This is a genomic window from Arthrobacter bambusae (assembly GCF_030812595.1).
Classification (GTDB): Bacteria; Actinomycetota; Actinomycetes; order Actinomycetales; family Micrococcaceae; genus Arthrobacter; species Arthrobacter bambusae_B.
Map to the genome: position 1 here is coordinate 92575 of NZ_JAUSSZ010000012.1, position 16670 is coordinate 109244.

14 protein-coding genes are annotated in these 16670 nt (G+C 63.5%); 10 read left to right on the forward strand and 4 right to left on the reverse strand.

From position 1 onward, the window contains the following. Positions 1 to 329: 329 nt before the first annotated feature. From J2S96_RS15790 to J2S96_RS15815, 6 genes are read left to right on the forward strand one after another with little or no spacing between them, the layout of a single operon-like run. Positions 330 to 1199 carry a glycosyltransferase family 2 protein gene (locus J2S96_RS15790; RefSeq protein ID WP_306865521.1) on the forward strand — a complete coding sequence of 290 codons (870 nt, stop codon included), beginning with the start codon at positions 330 to 332 and terminating at the stop codon, positions 1197 to 1199. After that, positions 1196 to 2227: a glycosyltransferase family 2 protein gene (locus tag J2S96_RS15795; RefSeq protein WP_306865523.1), complete on the forward strand. Its 1032-nt coding sequence runs from the start codon at positions 1196 to 1198 to the stop codon at positions 2225 to 2227. Before J2S96_RS15790 ends, J2S96_RS15795 begins: the two co-directional genes overlap by 4 nt. Then, positions 2220 to 3308, forward strand: a complete 1089-nt coding sequence (locus J2S96_RS15800; protein WP_306865525.1) for a hypothetical protein — start codon at positions 2220 to 2222, stop codon at positions 3306 to 3308. The genes J2S96_RS15795 and J2S96_RS15800 overlap by 8 nt, the downstream gene beginning before the upstream one ends. Beyond that, positions 3305 to 5452, forward strand: coding sequence for a glycosyltransferase (locus J2S96_RS15805; RefSeq protein ID WP_306865527.1), 2148 nt, complete (start codon positions 3305 to 3307; stop codon positions 5450 to 5452). The genes J2S96_RS15800 and J2S96_RS15805 overlap by 4 nt, the downstream gene beginning before the upstream one ends. Continuing rightward, complete coding sequence (locus J2S96_RS15810) at positions 5452 to 7359, forward strand: hypothetical protein (RefSeq protein WP_306865529.1); 1908 nt, start codon at positions 5452 to 5454, stop codon at positions 7357 to 7359. Before J2S96_RS15805 ends, J2S96_RS15810 begins: the two co-directional genes overlap by 1 nt. Then, complete coding sequence (locus tag J2S96_RS15815; RefSeq protein WP_306865531.1) at positions 7349 to 7732, forward strand: hypothetical protein; 384 nt, start codon at positions 7349 to 7351, stop codon at positions 7730 to 7732. The genes J2S96_RS15810 and J2S96_RS15815 overlap by 11 nt, the downstream gene beginning before the upstream one ends. A gap of 20 nt (positions 7733 to 7752) precedes the next feature. On the opposite strand, the gene J2S96_RS15820 is transcribed toward J2S96_RS15815, so the two are convergent. After that, the gene (locus J2S96_RS15820; protein ID WP_306865533.1) at positions 7753 to 8649 is read right to left on the reverse strand and encodes a glycoside hydrolase family 16 protein; all 897 of its coding nucleotides are present in this window, start codon (positions 8647 to 8649) and stop codon (positions 7753 to 7755) included. Positions 8650 to 8933: 284 nt separating this feature from the next. On the opposite strand from J2S96_RS15820, the gene J2S96_RS15825 reads away from it, so the two are divergent. Further along, positions 8934 to 10136 (forward strand): alkaline phosphatase family protein, encoded by a 1203-nt coding sequence (locus J2S96_RS15825; RefSeq protein WP_306865536.1) that lies wholly within the window; start codon positions 8934 to 8936, stop codon positions 10134 to 10136. Positions 10137 to 10348: 212 nt separating this feature from the next. After that, positions 10349 to 11677 carry an S-layer homology domain-containing protein gene (locus tag J2S96_RS15830; RefSeq protein ID WP_306865537.1) on the forward strand — a complete coding sequence of 443 codons (1329 nt, stop codon included), beginning with the start codon at positions 10349 to 10351 and terminating at the stop codon, positions 11675 to 11677. 78 nt (positions 11678 to 11755) lie between these two features. On the opposite strand, the gene J2S96_RS20250 is transcribed toward J2S96_RS15830, so the two are convergent. Beyond that, positions 11756 to 12232, reverse strand: coding sequence for an RNA polymerase sigma factor (locus J2S96_RS20250; protein ID WP_370873136.1), 477 nt, complete (start codon positions 12230 to 12232; stop codon positions 11756 to 11758). A gap of 449 nt (positions 12233 to 12681) precedes the next feature. Between J2S96_RS20250 and J2S96_RS15835 the strand changes: the two genes are divergently transcribed. Then, positions 12682 to 12861 carry a hypothetical protein gene (locus J2S96_RS15835; protein WP_306865539.1) on the forward strand — a complete coding sequence of 60 codons (180 nt, stop codon included), beginning with the start codon at positions 12682 to 12684 and terminating at the stop codon, positions 12859 to 12861. A gap of 529 nt (positions 12862 to 13390) precedes the next feature. On the opposite strand, the gene hpaB is transcribed toward J2S96_RS15835, so the two are convergent. Continuing rightward, a complete protein-coding gene (hpaB, locus tag J2S96_RS15840; protein WP_306865541.1) occupies positions 13391 to 14845 on the reverse strand; it encodes a 4-hydroxyphenylacetate 3-monooxygenase, oxygenase component in 1455 nt (484 codons plus the stop codon). 69 nt (positions 14846 to 14914) lie between these two features. Then, positions 14915 to 15454 carry a flavin reductase family protein gene (locus J2S96_RS15845; protein ID WP_370873137.1) on the reverse strand — a complete coding sequence of 180 codons (540 nt, stop codon included), beginning with the start codon at positions 15452 to 15454 and terminating at the stop codon, positions 14915 to 14917. A 174-nt stretch (positions 15455 to 15628) separates the two neighbouring features. Between J2S96_RS15845 and J2S96_RS15850 the strand changes: the two genes are divergently transcribed. After that, on the forward strand, positions 15629 to 16363 hold the full coding sequence (locus tag J2S96_RS15850) for an IclR family transcriptional regulator (RefSeq protein ID WP_306865557.1): 735 nt from the start codon (positions 15629 to 15631) through the stop codon (positions 16361 to 16363). The last annotated feature ends 307 nt before the right edge of the window (positions 16364 to 16670 follow it).

Genomic DNA, 16670 nt, shown 5'->3' on the forward strand with positions numbered 1-16670 from the left:
AGCCCGGTCACGAGTGGCCACTACTTGAATCAAGGAAGCCTAACGAATGCCCTACTTACTCGTAATCGATTCTTGCCCCGCCGGCACTGAAGCCCGTCAACAGCCGGGTCCACAGCAGAGACACGCTTCCTAGTAACGGTGCTGTAACGGGTCCGGTCCCATGCTCAAGCCAACGTGCACCTGACCTGGCGCATGTAACGGCGAGCGAAATCGAGGTGCGGTCATGAGTCATCCAGGCCCACTTTCCCGGCGACCATCCGAAAGAGGGCGCAGCATTCGTCCTGGCTGGTGTTCCGCGTTGGTGCGGACAGCGGAAGGGGGCGAGAACGATGTCCATTGGACAGTTGGAGCCTGCGAGTAGCCGGACCCCTGCTGCTTCGGCCCCAGGGACTTCGCGCCCGACGGCTTCGATCAGCGTGGTGATCCCTACCCTGAATGAGGCGTTGAATCTGCCGTGGGTGCTTAGGCGGATGCCGTCGTACGTTGACGAAGTCATCATCGTGGACGGTCGATCCGAAGACCTCACCGTGGATGTGGCACGCGCCCTTCGCTTCGACGTTGTCGTGGTGAACGAGCTGCATGCCGGCAAGGGCGCTGCCATGCGGGCAGGGTTCGCCGCAGCCACCGGGGACATCATCGTCATGCTCGATGCGGACGGCAGCATGGATCCCAGGGAGATCGGCTGGTTCGTTTCCCCGCTGCAGCACGACCACGATTTCGTCAAGGGCTCCCGTTATGTCACCGGCGGCGGTTCCGATGACTTGACGCGTTTGCGCAATCTAGGCAACCGTGCACTCACAGGGCTGGCGAACAAGGCCCTGCACTGCAACTTCTCGGATCTTTGCTATGGGTATATCGCTTTCCGCAGGGAGTGCTTGGAAGTTCTCGAACTCAAGTCGGATGGTTTCGAAATCGAGACCGAGTTGGTGTCGAGGGCGGCACGGGCGGGGCTTCGGATCGCTGAGGTGCCAAGCCACGAGCTGTCACGCATTTCAGGTAATTCACATCTGCAGACCTTCCGCGACGGGTGGCGTGTCCTCCGCACGCTGACCCGCGAGTGCGTCGGATGGGATGCACCCACGGCTGGGGTACGGCCGGAGGCCCTTCGGCGCGTGAAGTACCGCTATCCGGACATGAGGTTTCCCCACGTTCCTACGGACCCGAGTACGGTCCTGGCGATGCTGGGGGACGGCCAGTGACCGGCGGGACGGGCTGGCCCAGTGTCAGCGTGGTGATCTGTTGCTTTACCGAAGCCCGGTGGGATTTGCTGCTCCGCGGAATCGCGTCGGTTCAGGCGCAAACGTTCCGGCCGGAACAGTGCGTGGTCGTCGTTGACCACAACGACGATCTCTACCGGCGACTGGGGCTGTACCACCGGCTGACGGGTGCCCTACTGGGAGTCGAAGTGGTGGAGAACTCGGGCCCCCAAGGCCTTTCCGGCGCCCGCAACACCGGGGTCAAGGCGGCAACCGGCGACATTGTGGCCTTCCTCGACGATGACGCCGAGGCCGCCCCGGACTGGCTGGCCCGGCTCGTCCTGCTCTATGACGATCCGGATGTTTTGGCTGTCGGGGGCCGGGTTGAACCGGTGTGGGAGTCAGATCGGCCGACGCACTTTCCTGAAGAACTCGATTGGATTGTCGGCTGCACCTATAAGGGCTTGCCGAGGGTCGCGGCTCAGGTGCGCAACGTGATCGGCGCGAACATGTCCTTCCGCCGCGATGTCTTTGAGCGGGTCGGCGGCTTCAATGCTTCACTCGGCCGGCAAGGCAATCGTCCGCTCGGATGCGAAGAGACCGAATTGTGTCTGCGGGCATCCATGGGTTCGCCCGGAACCCGAGTAGTTTACGAACCGGCAGCTGTGGTTCGCCACCATGTGCCGGCTACGCGCGGCACCCTGCGCTACATGCTGGCCCGGGCCTGGTCAGAGGGTGTTTCGAAGGCTCAAGTGACCCGGCTTCTCGGCCGGAGCGAAACCCTTGGACCCGAACGCCGATATGTCCGCCGGGTACTGCCCCGCGCCGTTCTGGCCGGAATACGCGCCTGCACGCACGACGGCGACGTGGGAGGACTGGCCCGGGCCGGGGTGATCGTAGCAGTTCTGGCTGTCACCGCGGTTGGCTACCTGCAGAGCCTGTGGGAGGCGTCATCGCCCCAGATGCGGGTATCCAGCTCCGTTTTGTACCGGCTCATTCGCGACACCAGTGGAGGTAGGCCCCGTGATTAACCAGCAGATTGCCGCGTCGCCGGCAGTTGTCTTTGACGTCCACGGGCGCGTCGGAATCAGGGTCGCTCAGGGGACGCCGGGTGAGGCGCAGCTACGCGACATGCTTGCCCCCTTCCTGGGCCCCTCGACGTCGAACCTTCAGTTGGACATCAGCGGCGCCCTCACGCCCGTTTCCGGGCAATCCCATGCAGAAGACGCCTACCGGTATACAGACGACTCCTTGTTCCTCCCCGAGGACCGGGTTCGGGTCACCCGCACGGAAAGCGGCTTCATGATCGAAGGTGCGGGCGAACTGCTGACCGCCGTAGTGCCGCTTTTGGACCACCTGTGCATCAGGCAGGGCACCGCGATGGTCCACGCCGCGATGGTGAACTATCGGGGAGCGGGCATCCTGATGCCCGCATGGGGCGGAGTCGGGAAAACAAGTACGGTCGCCAAACTCCTGGCCATGCCAGGAGTCGGCTTCATGGCCGATGACTGGGGATTCATCACGGCGGAGGGGACGCTCCTGTCATACGCAAAACCAATGTTCATCAAGCCCCACCACAGGCCAATCTATCCGGACCTGTTCCAAGGAGTCCGCAAGCCGCTCGCACCGGGCTGGCTGACTTCGACGATCAGCAGTGTGGCCACCGCGGTACACCCGGTCATCGTCCGCTATCCACGCACGGCAGCGTTCACCCGGCGGTGGTCTCCCGAGCACAGAATGGTCCATCCGGCAGAAGTATTCGGCCCGGGGAAAATCGTTCCCCAGGCCCATGCAAGGATCGCCGTCTTCCTCGAACGCTTCGAGGGAACGGAGGCCCGGTTGGAGCCCCGGACAGAAGACTGGATGGCGGCGCGCATTGTGGGCAACTTTCATTCGGAATTGCCATTGGTATCGCGGCGACTCATCGAGGCCCTGGGGGCCACGGGTCTCGTCTCATTGGGCGAGCACTTCGCCGCAAAAACATCCGTCATTACCCGCGCGTTGGGCGACGTCCCGTGCTTTGTGCTGCGCATTCCCGTGGCGTGGTCAGCCGACCGGACCTCGGACTATGTCGCGGGCACCGTCACGTCCATGGTGGACGGCGGGTCGTGAGCAGCAACGCGGACGCCGGCAGCGTCCTGGACGTGTCTGTCGTGATCCCGGCGCGCAACGCCGCGAACTGGCTCGGCGAATGCCTGGAGTCTGTCTTTGACCAGAACCCCCGCGAAGTGATCGTCATAGACGGATGTTCGCATGACTCCACCGTGCAGATAGCCCGCTCCTACGGGGCGCGCGTCATCTCGGACCGGGGGCGTGGATTGCCGTGGGCGCGAATGCTCGGTGCCCGAGCCGCGCGCGCCGACCTTGTCGCGCTTATCGACGCCGACGTCGTCATGCCTCCAGGCGTTCTGGGGAACCTGGTGAAAGAGTTCCACGCAGGCGGCTTCGATGGACTGCAGTTTGGACTCGTGAGCGAGCCCGACGGCGCCGGCTACTGGGGAGCCGCCCTTGCCTGGCACCATAACCACAGCAGGGTCCGCTCATGGTTCGGCGTCAGCGCCACCCTCATGCGCCGCAGTGTGCTCCTCGACGCAGGCTTCGATGAAAGCTTCCGGTCGGGCGAGGACATCGAGCTCCGGATCCGGCTCGAGGACGGCGGATACCGCCTCGGCGTCTCGCCCACGACCTTCGTCAGGCACCGGTTCGCTGACAGCTTCGAATACGCTCGCGACCAATGGCTCCAGGACGGGGCCGGTTTGGCACGCACGATGCACAAGCACCCCCGCCGCGCCGGCTGGTTGCTCTTCTTGCCCCTCCTTGCGACGGCGCGTGGCGTCCTTCTCGCCTTGGCCACCGCTCCGCGGTACTTGCCCTACTGGGTTGGCTTCCTCCTCTACAACTACGGGTCTTTTGGCAGGACCTTGCTGCGGCTTCCCAGGCAGGGACTTTCCCTCGGTGGGAACGCCATGTGGCTCGCGGCGGCCCGAATTGCACCGATGGCCGCAGGTCTGCTTTTCTGGGCCCTTGCCGCCCTCGCGATTCCTGCCGATCGCCTGGGGCTGGCCTCGGCTGTAGTCTCCGCGACCTTGCTGACGGTGCAGCTGGGAATGCTCGGCGTCGGCCCCGCGACCCTCTCCGTGTTGCCCGCCCAGGCGGACGGCGGCCGGACCCTTATACCGGCAAGTGTCACAGCCGTGAGCTTTTCCTCCCTCATCGTGGCCGCCGGTTTGCTCGTCGTGACCTCGTTCCAGCCAACCGGAATCGGCACTGCCTGGACCAGCCCGGTCATGAGCGGCGCCTTTTTTGCCGCAACACTCCTTGCAGCGGTCGCGTACCAGCTCGATCACATCGCCGTGGCTCAAGCGCGGGCGGACCGTGCACTGACGCGCAGCCTCGTGCAGGCCGTCTTCCAGCTCGCCGCCCTCGCCACTTGCCTGTTTGCTGGCTATCGGGATCCGGCCGCCGTGGTCCTTGCCGTGGCCATGGGCGGTTTGGCCAGCGTGCTCCTCGGCCTGCACCAGCTCAGGCGCACCGATAGGGCTCCGGAGTGGACGCAGGCGAATTGGCGCGATGTCATCAAAGTCTGGAGTCCCGGCCTGCGCCAGCACGCACTCATGATTGCCGACCGTGCGCCCGGCTACGTCCTTCCGCTCGTCGTGGCAGCGGCCCTCAGTACGTCGGCTGCGGCAGCCTGGTACGTCGTCTGGATGCTGGCTTCAGCGATCTTTTTCGTTCCCCAATCAGCGGGCTACTCACTTCAGACAGCCATCGCGGCGGACACGTCCGAACCTCACGTTTCTTCACGCCCTGGCTTGATCCGGAGGGCCTTGCAGATGAGCCTCTTCCTCACAGGGCTCGCCGGTGTGCTGTTGCTGGCGGCCAGCTCCCTGGTGCTGCCGCTGTTGGGGTCCGGCTACGCGTCGGCATGGGTGTTGTTGCCTTTCCTGGTCCCGGCACTGATGCTCACATGCGTCACACAGGTCTATTACGGTGTGTGCCGTGCCACCGGACGCTTGGCCGAATCCACGATGGTCGCGGTTGCGGCGTGCGCCCTCGCGGTGGCGCCAGCTGCTACGGTCGCCCAACTCTTTGGGCTCACCGGTGTTTCCGTGCTGTGGCTGGTTGCCCAGCTGGGCGCAGCCGTGGTGGCTGGCGGCCGCCTGCTCCGTTTCTCACAGGGACATGGCCCCGCCCGGGTCAGACGCAATGTCGAGCGCACCGCCGGGTCAGCCGCGCACGGAGTATCGGCACCGTAATGGCCGTACAAGCCCCGTGGCGTGTCTCCGCCTCCCGCTTGCACCGATCCGACGTCGGTACCCAACTTCCCCTCGTCGTCACTGACGCCAAGCATTCCCGGCCACCCCAGCATCGGGCAGACCGTGGCGACCCGCGGGTTCCGGGTGCCCTCGCGGCCACGGCGGTGACCGCCCTGATCCTGGGCGTGTGGGCGCTCAAAACAGTCAACGCGCAAGACATTGGGGGCGCCGGCCTGATCCAGGTCCTGCCTGCCAGCTATTTTTTTGCCTTGGGCCTGAACCTGGCCGGCTTCGTCGGTTCCCTCGGTCTGAAGGTTCTCCGCCCGTGGTTGCTCGTCGTGCAGCTTCTGGTCTTGATCGTCATTCTGCACGGGGCCGATCCGATCATTCACGGTTTGCCCCGTTTGGAAGCCAGCTACCGCCATCTGGGCATCACCGACTACATCACGCAGACCGGAGGCCTGGACCGCAAGCTCGACGCATATTTCAACTGGCCGGGGTTCTTTGGACTGCTGGCAATGCTTTCGAATGCCACGGGAATCCACGATCTGACATGGCTTGCCACATGGGCGCCGGTCGGCGTCAACGTCTTGCTCATGCCCGCCCTGCTGGCGCTGACACTGCGCCTTAGCTCCAACCCAAGGCAGGCATGGGCAGGCGTATGGATGTTCTATCTGGCCAGCTGGGTGGGGCAGGACTACCTCTCCCCACAGGCCTGCGCGTTGCTGCTGCTGCTGACCCTGATCGCCTGTGTCCTGACGGTTTTTCCCGGATGGCCGTGGAAGCCGTCGGGCAAACTCGCCACTCGGCTCAGGAATCTTGCGCATCGCCTCGAACCCGGGAAATCGGCGCCGATGCCAATCGAGCTACCGCGCTTGGCGTTGGTCATATTGGCCGCAGTGTGCGTGGTGCTCTTGGCCGGGATGACGGTCGCCCATCAACTCACTCCCTTCGCCGCTATTCCTATCCTGGTGATGCTCGCCCTGGGCGGAAAATCCCGGTTGCGCTTCCTTCCGGTCCTTGCGTTGCTGTTTCCGGTCTGCTGGCTGGTCCTGGCCGCGACTCCTTTCCTCATCGGCCACCTGCACACTCTCTTCGGATCCATCGGCAACATCAACGCCGCGGCCTCCGCCTCGTTGCTCAACAGAGTGGGCGGTAACCCAGCCCACCAGTTCGTTGTCTATTCCAGGCTCGCGGAAGGAGCCGTGATTTGGATCCTCGCGGGACTGGGCAGCCTCCGCGGACGGCGCCTGCGGACGCCGTGGCTAGCGGCTGCATTGGGGACCATTGCGCCGTTCGTCATGTTCCCGCTCCAGTCATATGGCGGCGAACTGCTGCTCCGGATATACCTTTTCAGCCTTCCGTTCGCCGCCAGCCTCGTCGTGCTTCCGTTGCTTCCGTTGCTTCCACGTGGCCCCAGCCCACCTGGGTTGCGCCAGCTGGCCGCGCTCTTGCTGCTCGGATCGATCATCGCCACAGGCACAGTTGCCACCCGGTACGGCAACGACGCGATCGAGAACTTCACGCCGGATGAGATCGCCGTGGCCAACCAGCTTTACGCCACCGCGCCGCACGGCTCGGTCCTCATCGAAGCAGTTCACGACACGGCCTGGCGGTATGAACACTACGCCGGATACCGGTACGAGACTGTCCTCCAAGCGGAGCCGGCCCGCCCTGGCGAGCCTGAGCCGGGCTGCGCATCGATAACCCAGCTCGTCCCATCCGCCGGCGCCTACTTGATAGTCACTGCGAGCCAGATCACCGCCGCTGACGTCATCAACACGGGGCCGAGCGAAGGCTTGCAACATTTCATCGACCGGTGCGCCCTCCAAGGGGGCTGGTCAGTTGAGTACCGCAATAACGGCGGAGCGATCTACCATCTGCAGGGAGCACCGAATGGCATCTAAGCGCAAGAGAGTTTCGACGATCGCCGCCGTCGTCGCCGTTGCGGCACTGGCTTCGATTCCTCTGTCCTTCACCGGCCCTGCGGAGCTGCGTGCTGCCGTCGTAGGACCGTTCCTTCTCGCCGGCCCTGGAACGGCCCTCATGCTGTTCCTGAAACCCCCTCGAATCCGAAAGGGAACCGGGTTCGAGGTGCTCCCGTTGGCCGTGGCCATCGCGGTGAGCGTCAGCCTGGCCGCGGCTATCCTGCTCTCGACGGCGATGCTTTACACCGGCTTCTGGCATCCATCGGCGGCTGTGGCCCTCCTGGCCATGTTCACTCTGGGCCTCCTTGCTGCAGTGGACCGGCGGTCCCGGCGAAAGGAAGCGGCGTCGTAACCAAGCGCCGTGCAATCCACCTACGCCTTGGCCCAGATTGCCACCCAGGCCACCTGAAGATGCCCGGCCGTTGCCGGCGCGGGGCAGCCGGTCAGGCATGATTCGGTCTGGAGGATGTAATGCATTGGTTTGTCGGGGATGCCGACAGTATTGACACCTATCGAGACACCATCGAGGAAGAACTCAACACGTCCAGGCGTCCATTCGGTTGTCGCGGTATGCCAGGCCGTGAAGCGCGCACCAGATTGGTTTTCATGGAAAACGTTCTTGTCCGGCCGGGCCTGATGGACGGCACCGTAGAAAGACTTGGCCAGATCACCTTCGGGGTAGTCGATCTCTCCGTCACGCGGCCACACGCCGCTATCAGGCCACAGCAGCCACGCGGTCTTGAACCCCGGGAGCGCCTCGGACCTGAACCGGACCGAATACCGCCCGTACAGCAGGCTGTCGTACGGACTCCCGTTAGCCGGATCCAGCTTCGGCGCAGGTGCTGCCCCCATCGAGACACCCTTCTCGGTGTGCAGGTACATGTCGAGCATCCCGTTCTTTACGCTGAGCACCTTCGATGGGTAGTACCCCGATCTGCCACCGCTTTGCTGACCTGCGGTGTCCGGTGTCCCGTCGGCGTAGTTGACGCTCCACTTCGCGCTGTACGCCGGCCCGGGGAAACTCCCGAGCGCCACGTCACCTTCGCTGAAATCTTCGCTGAACACCTGGTGCCACCCGGGCAGGTCCCCCGCGGGCATTTGTCCGCCGGCTTGGGACGGCACCGCTGCACCCGCCCTCGAAGTTCCGGTCGGCGCGTCGAGGACACAGCCGGAGACGGCCAGTGCCAGGGAAGCGACGAGCCCGATCGCCATGCCCGCACGCCGGACCGTCTTGAAACGCCTGCCGTTTCGCCGTTCCTCCTTGTGCATGGGAGTCAGTGTGGCGGCAAACACACGCCGAAACAAGGCCCGGCCCGCTCCGTCATCCGTGCCCGGAGCATCTGTGTCAACCGCCCCGGCCGCAGATTCTCAGGGAACCCGAAGCCAGGAACCATGGCCCCGTTGAAATTAGTGTGCAAAGGTTTCCGGACCGGAACGCAACCGCGATACCTGCTACCGCCAAAAAGAGGCGTGACCCTTCGGCACAGAACTGCCGCCATGCAAGGCATGGCATTCGCCCGGGATCGGCAGGAATTTGGAGGAAGCAGCATCACATGAAACTCAGAATGAAGTCCGGCGAATCTGTCCCGGGCAACGGCTGTCCGCAACTCTGCCGTCGATGGACCGGGCGCGCCGTCCTGGCAGCCGCGCTCTTGGTGGTCAGCACGGCCTGCCAAGGTCCGTCTGGCGGCGAAACGCCGTCTGCCGATCCGGGCAGCACCATCGCCCGTTATTCCCCGTCTCCGAGCTCGGCCCCCTCCCCCACCAACAGCCCCCTGCCGACGGCCGCAGCCGGGAAAAAGATCGGGCACGTCTTCGTGATCAATTTGGAAAACGAGAGCTACAACAAGACCTGGGGACCGAATTCGGGAGCCCCGTACCTCTCCCAAACCCTGCGTAGTCAAGGCGTGCTCCTGACCCAGTACTACGGTATCGCCCATCATTCAAACCCCAACTACCTGGCCCAGATCTCCGGACAGGCGTCCAACCCGATGACGCGCAATGATTGCACGACCTACGCCCCGTTTATCCAGACCGGAACGGCGGACCCGGGCCAGCTGCTCGGATCGGGCTGCGTCTACCCCGCCTCGGTCCCGACTCTCGCCGGGCAACTGAGCGACGCCGGGAAAACCTGGAAGGGATACATGGAAGACATGGGCACGGCGTGCCGGCACCCGAACCCCGGCGCAAAGGACGATTCCCAGAACGCCAAGATCAACGACGAGTACGCCACCCGCCACAATCCTTTCGTCTATTTCACCAGCATCACGTCCTCCCCAGGCTGCCAAAACAACGTGGTGGACTACTCCAACCTCGCGAAGGACTTGCAATCCGCCGCCACCACTCCGAACCTGGCGTACATCAGCCCCAATCTCTGCCACGACGGCCACGACAGCCCCTGCGTTGACGGGGAACCCGGCGGGCTTGTGAGCGCCGACGCCTGGCTCAAGGAACAAGTCCCCGCCATCCTCAACTCCCCGGCCTACCGCCAGGACGGCATGCTGGTCATCACCTTCGACGAGGCGGACGGTAATGCGACCGGCCCCTCCGGCCTGCCTGGAGGAACAGCGGGAGGACTCATCGGCGCGCTTGTGATTTCTCCATTCAGCAGTCCAGGCACGACAACCGGAACCATGTACAACCACTACAGCCTTCTCGCCACCATGGAAGACATCTTCTCCGTCCCCCGTCTCGGGTATGCAGGAGCCCCTGGGCTGCGGAGCTTCGGGCGGGACGTGTTCAACACCCAGCTTTGACCTTCCGATTAACCCGCGCCGGCCTGCAGAAGGGATCTCGGATGTGGTAACGCAACTGTAACCGCCCCCATGGTGCCATTGGTCTCGACGGCATTCCCGGGTGCCTGGGCCGGGTACCGTCGCAATAACCTTCGCCACAGGCAGATCAGACCTGGCTTCACTTCCCAACCCCGAAGAAGCCGGGTATCGACCGTAGCTTGGAGGACGGAAGAATGAAACGACTGTACCGGTTGGGAATCTCCGGAATTCTCGGCCTCGCTTTGGGTGCAAGCGCGGCGATTGTTGCCGCACCCGCGGAGGCAGCGTCGGTCTCGTGCCAGCCGGCAACCGCGACGCCTACAGACAGCTTCCCCGGCAACACGGTGGTTGCCGACAACTTCGAATCCGGGACCTTGGCCCCGTACTCCGTCGTCACCCAAGGGACCGGCACAGCCAGTGTCAGCTCGGCCCTCTCGCACGACGGCTCCTGCTCCGCATACCTGCATGCAACCATTGACGCCGGATCGATCGCGAATATGTCAGTGCCCTTGCCGGCAGGGTCCACGCACGCCTATGCGGCCGGTTGGTTCAACATCACCACCGCCGGCGTGGCGGGCAACGATGTCCCCTACTTCCGAATCTTCTCCGGTCCCACACGGATCATGGACATCTTCCGCTACAACAGCACGTCCAACTTCGTGCTGAGGGTAACTGCGCCCGACGGAACTTTCAGCTACACCACCATGGTCTCCACCGTTGCCCTCAACAGCTGGCACCATATCGCCATCGACGTCACCGCCAACGGAAGCGCCACGGCAGCGCAGGTCTGGTTCGATGACAAGTCCGTCTTCAACTCAAGCACACTCAACGTCTCAGCAACGTCCCTGAGCAGTGTGATGCTGGGCTCCGAACACCCGACGCAGAAGGCCGATATCTACGTCGATGACCTCATCGTCAAGAACGAACCGGCCACATCGTCGTATTCCTTCACCGACGTGCCCTCAAACTACCCGTACTACAAGGAAATCACCTGGGCTGCCGACGCGAACATCACCACCGGCTGGGTCATGCCCGACACTACCCGCCAGTTCCGCCCCCTGGAGTCCATCAGCCGCGAAGCGATGGCGGCCTTCATCTACCGCTACATGGGCAGCCCTGCCTACACCCCGCCAGCAACACCCAAGTTCGCTGATGTGCCCACGAACGACCCCTTCTACAAGGAAGTGTCCTGGCTGGCAGAGCAGGGTATTACCACCGGCTACAACGACGGACCCAACGGGGCGGCGACATTCCATCCCCTGGACTCAGTCAACCGTGACGCCATGGCGGCCTTCATCTACCGCTTGAACGGAAGCCCCGCGGTCTCCGGGACCAGCAACTTCATCGATGTGCCTTCCACGTACCCCTTCTACAAGGAGATCACCTGGCTGGCCAGCAACCAGATCACCACCGGCTGGACCCTCCCTAACGGAACGAAGGAATTCCAGCCCCTCACCCCGGTTGCCCGCGACGCCACCGCGGCCTTCCTCTACCGCACCAACGCCAAGTTCCCGAGGCCCTGAGCAGGTTCCGGCAAGCGCGGAGGGACTGACGGTTGGCACCGTCAGTCCCTCTTTCCTTGGGCGGCGTTGTAGGTAGGTTCACAGTTCCGAGAGTAAGCGCCTCAGTTGTGCTCGTTCCCGGCTCAGACGTTTCCACATCGCTACCTCGCTGCACCCGCAAAGGATCGCTGCCTCCGCGGCGGACAGACCGAGCCAATAGGTTAGAACGACGGCCGCCCTGTCATCAATGTGAAGCGCTTCCATTGCTATTTCCAGATCCGTCGGCTCACAGGAATCCAGGGAGCTTCGGGAGATTCTGCCTATCGCAAGGATCAGCCGCTCTTTCTGGGCGCGGCGCCGATATTCGGTGCCGATCAAATTCCGGGCTGTCACATAGAGCCACGAGGCTGAATCCGTGCATTCGCACCCGAGGACCTTCCAAGCCAGCAAGAACGACTCACTGCAAATGTCTTGGGCCGTCTCATGATCATCGACCCTCCGCTTCACAAACGCCAAGAGTCGCGGATAGTGGATCCTAAAGTAGTCAGCAAAATCGTCTTCGGGATGTTCCCCCACAGCGCCCCAAGCCGCCTTCCTTAGCTCAGTTGCATACGCCGCCGTACATCGGCACGGATATGGTGGATGTTGTCCCTGCCACGGGGTCGCTGACCCTGACTACAACGCAGGCGGGTCCGCGCACAAGAATCATCCCCGGAAACTCTGTTCGGTGGTCCTGGCACCCTTTGACGGAGTAGGAACGGCGGACACCTAGGTTCCCCTCTTGGAAGGCAGGATTAGTTCCCCAATCCCTGCTGGAGACAACCATTAGAACAGCGTCGTCCGGCCCGTCAATGCTCACAATGCGCTCACCGATCCCTGGCTCCAGGGTCAGGGGCGCTTTCCATCCGCCGTACGTGATGCCCGCGATGGTGAAAGCAAAACCGCTCAGGTTGTCCGTGATCGGCCACGCATAGCCCGGCGGGCTGCCGGACCACGATTTCGCCGAGACGCCTAGCGCTCGGGGCGTGTCTGATGCAGGAGGTTCCGGCTGGTGGTCTGCTCCCGTGGTAAACGCATCGGGACACTCGAGGTTCGACGCCAAGGTGGGCGTCTTGGGTGGAGAGGATTCAGTTGGTGGCGATGTGTTCACCGGCTCGCAGGCCGAAAGCCCCAACGTCGCACACAGTGCGAGCATCATCCCATGAGCTGATTTCACGCGATCTATCTCCCTCGTCATCGGGAACGGCAAGCGGTCCTTATACCAAGATCAGCACGCCGGTCGCCGCGCCGACAATGCCTTCGACGACTCCCAACGGTGAGACTGGGCGCACTATCTTGTCGGCTGCCGATGTATCGCAGGCGAAGGATTTATCAAAGGCATAATTGCCGGGCTTTGTGACCTAATAGTTGCGCCAGATAGCAGATTCCTGACTTCTCGTCATAGCTGAGCGACCCGCTGTCTTTGCCGGTCCGCTAATTGAAAAGTGATGGGCGTGGGCACATCGACTTGGTGCCCAGTTGCGGGCTTGGCTGGGCAGGTGTAGAACAGCGGCTGGGCGACAGTGCAAACACCCTGCGCGTGTCGGTCCCGATCGCCGGGAACCGGGACCGATAGGGACAGCAGCCCGTACCCGGGCTCCCGCCGACCAAGCGCGGCAGGCGCAAAATGACAACGGACGACGGCGAGGCTCGCCGCCGTCGTCGTACGCCGGACCCTGTCGTCGTGCCGCGGGTTCAGTCCTGCCGCTCGAGGAATTCCCGTACGCGGGCGCGGGCCGGCTCGCGGTCGTAGCTGTTCACCAGGGCGGCCGCCATGCGCACAGGGTCACCGAAAAAGAAGTACTCATACAGGGCCTGGCGCCCGGCGAACGCGGAAATACTCGCATCGAAAGCGAGCTTGAAGAGCCGCACGCGCTCCGGCCCGGTCAAGGTCTTCGCCTGCAGGTAAAGCTCGATGTCCGGCAATGCCGCGCTGGCAACGTCCGCTTCGCCGGGGAGGGCCATGAGGCCGGATGCCGAGAACTTCCGAATGATGGCGGGGAAACGCTGGGCAACTTTGGGGTACCAGTTGCGCGCCGCGTTCAGGGTGGGCCAATGGGGCAAGAAGACACCATCCGGACTTGGAGCAGCCTGGGCTTCTGCCGCCACCATGAGGGCCTTGCCGATTTCAACGGTTTCGATCAGCTCCGCGAGGTCCTCCTGGATGTGCTGGAATCCGTCTATCCCTATCGATGCGGCAATCTCGGAGGCAAGGCCCAGGAAGAACTCGCTCTTCGCGATGGTCCGTGTGACCACCTGGTGTGTCATGAGGGCCCCGGCACCGGTCTCGGAGTAAAAGGCATTGCACAACTCAGGATGGCCGAGCATGAAGATGCGCTCGTTAGGAACGAACACGTGGTCGAAAACGACCACGGCATCCATCTCCTCGAAGCGGCTGGCGAGCGGTTCGTCGTGGGTGCTTCCGCCGTTGTAAAGCGAGGTCCGGCACAAGTAGCGCATGCCTGGCGCATCATTCGGGAGGGCAAAGGCGTAGGAGTAGGGAGCATCTTCCGGCGTCGAGCGCAGGAGCGTCGACGGGAACACGAGTAGCTCGTCGGCGATCGGTGCGATCGTGGCGAGCATGCGCGCACCGTGGACCACGATTCCATCGTCGCGTTCTTCCACGACCCTGGCCGAGAGCTGGCCCCCGAGCTGCTCGGACCCTGACACCGAACGGTTGACTTGCGGTGGGATGAGCGTGTGCGTCGCGAGGAGATCGTTCTCCCGGCAATGCTCGTAGTATCTGCGGATGTTTTCGCCGAACATCGGATCGGCCTGGGCAAACCATTTCTCCGCGCCCGCGAGCGCGGTGAGGGCGCCGTTCATGTAGTCGCCCGTCCGGCCCAGGAATCCAAGGGAGTATTCAGCCCAGGTGCGGATTGCTGCGTGCCGGTGCTCGAGGTCTTCTTTGCTGCGCGGCACCAGGAACGAGGCACTCACCCGGTCACCCGTCGTCGGGGACTCGTAGGTGAGGGCGTCCGCGTACTTCGGGTCATGCTGCATGTCGAAGAGCTTCGCGTAGGTGCGGGCCACGTTCCTGAAGGACGGGTGGTCGGCGATCTTTTCGGTGACCATTTCGCCGTCGATCAGGACGTGGGGGTTCATCGAGTTGAGCTTGTCCAAGTACTGCTGTCCGGTCCGGATTCCCATGGTTGTCTCCCATAATGGTTGAGCTGAAACGGCATTGCGTGGTGGATGCGACGTCGACGGGCGCCGCGGCTACAGAAGGTCCTCCATTCCCAATTGGCTTTCCGGGATGGTGGTGAAAGCACTGTTGGCGAAGGCGAGCGCGTCGCCGCTGCGGTAGTTGAAGTCCACCACTTCGCCAAGGTAGAGGGTGTGGTCTCCCCCGTCGTAGGCTGCCCACGGCGTGCACTCGAAGTAAGCGAGGACGTTGGGTAGCCGCGGCGCAGTCTTGCCCTCGACCCAACTGGGCTCGGGCCCGGAACGACCTGCGAAATGGAGGGCGAGCTGTTTCTGTTCGGCGCCGAGGATATTGACGCTGAAGGGACGCCCGGCGAGTTCGTCGTGGGCCCTGGTGTTACGCGCGATGCTGACCAGGACCAGCGGCGGTTCCATGGACACCGAGGTGAAGGAATTGACCGTGATGCCATGCCGCTTGGTGGCGCCGTCGAACGTCACGATGGCAACGCCTGTTGCAAAGCGGCCCAGGCTGCCGCGGAAATGATGTGCCCGCGGCCGCGAAGTGCGGCCCAGGGGTTCCGGCTCCGCATTCTGGCTGGACTTGGCAATCATCATTGATTCCTGGCTGAAGATTGTTCTACGTACGAATTTGTTCTATATTTGAATTTGTTCGTTGGATTTGTTCGATATTTGAACAACAAATTCTCATACAGAACCATAGTCCCATGTGTGTCGCAGCACAAGACTGCCGCTCAGCCGCGTGAGGCCCAACATAGGATGGAGCGCATGATGTCTCCCAGCGCCGCGAAAAGCCTGCGGGAAACGACGGCGACGGTCTCCCCGTCGCAGACCCTCTCCCGCGGAATCCAAGCCTTGGAGATCCTGGCATCGGCGGAGCGGCCCCTGACCATTGCCGAACTCGCTGGCGCCTTGGGCGTCCACCGCTCCGTGGCTTACCGGATCCTTCGCACGCTGGAGGATCACTCCTTGCTGGTGCGCGACGACGCCGGACGGGTTCAGCCCGGTCCTGGCCTTGCGGTGCTGGCCCGGGGTGTTTCCCGCGACCTCCAGACGGCCGCCCTCCCCGAGCTGACCCAGCTTGCCAACACGCTGAACATGACGGCCTTCGTAGCGGTCTGGGACCATCAGGACTGCGTCACGCTGGTCACGGTCGAGCCCCGCCACTCGGCCGCGACCTTGGCACAGCATCCCGGCACGCGCCACCCCGTGAACACCGGTGCACCTGGAATCGCGATCCAGTCCACCATGAGCGAGGAACAATGGGCCGCCCGCGCTCCAGGCCTGCCCTATCGTCCTGAAGCGGCAGAAGCTCGAAGGATCGGTTACGCGGCAAGCCATGACGAAGTCATCGCCGGCCTGTCTTCCTTGGCCGCCCCCATCCAGGTTCCGGGCGGCCGGCCCGCGGCGATCGCCGTCGTCTACATCCGCCGTGAACAGGACCAGGCCGCCGTCGGCGAAGCACTGGCCGCGAGCGCGGCCCGCATAGAGTCCCAGCTGGCGTAACCGACGCCCGTCCACCTACGGGGCCAAACCCGACAACGCCCGTCCACATACGGGGCCAAACCCGACAACGCCCGTCCACCTATCGGGCCAACCCCGACGACGCCCGTCCACATACGGCGCCAAACCCGACAACGCCCGTCCACATACGGCGCCAAACCCGACGACGCCCGTCCACATACGGGGCCAAACCCGACAACGCCCGTCCACATACGGGGGAGTGTCCGTTTAACGGTGGATTCGGGTGTTGGCGTTATGTGATTCTGCCTTCGAAGGTGATGGCGAAGGCGTTCAGTGCCGGCTTCCATCG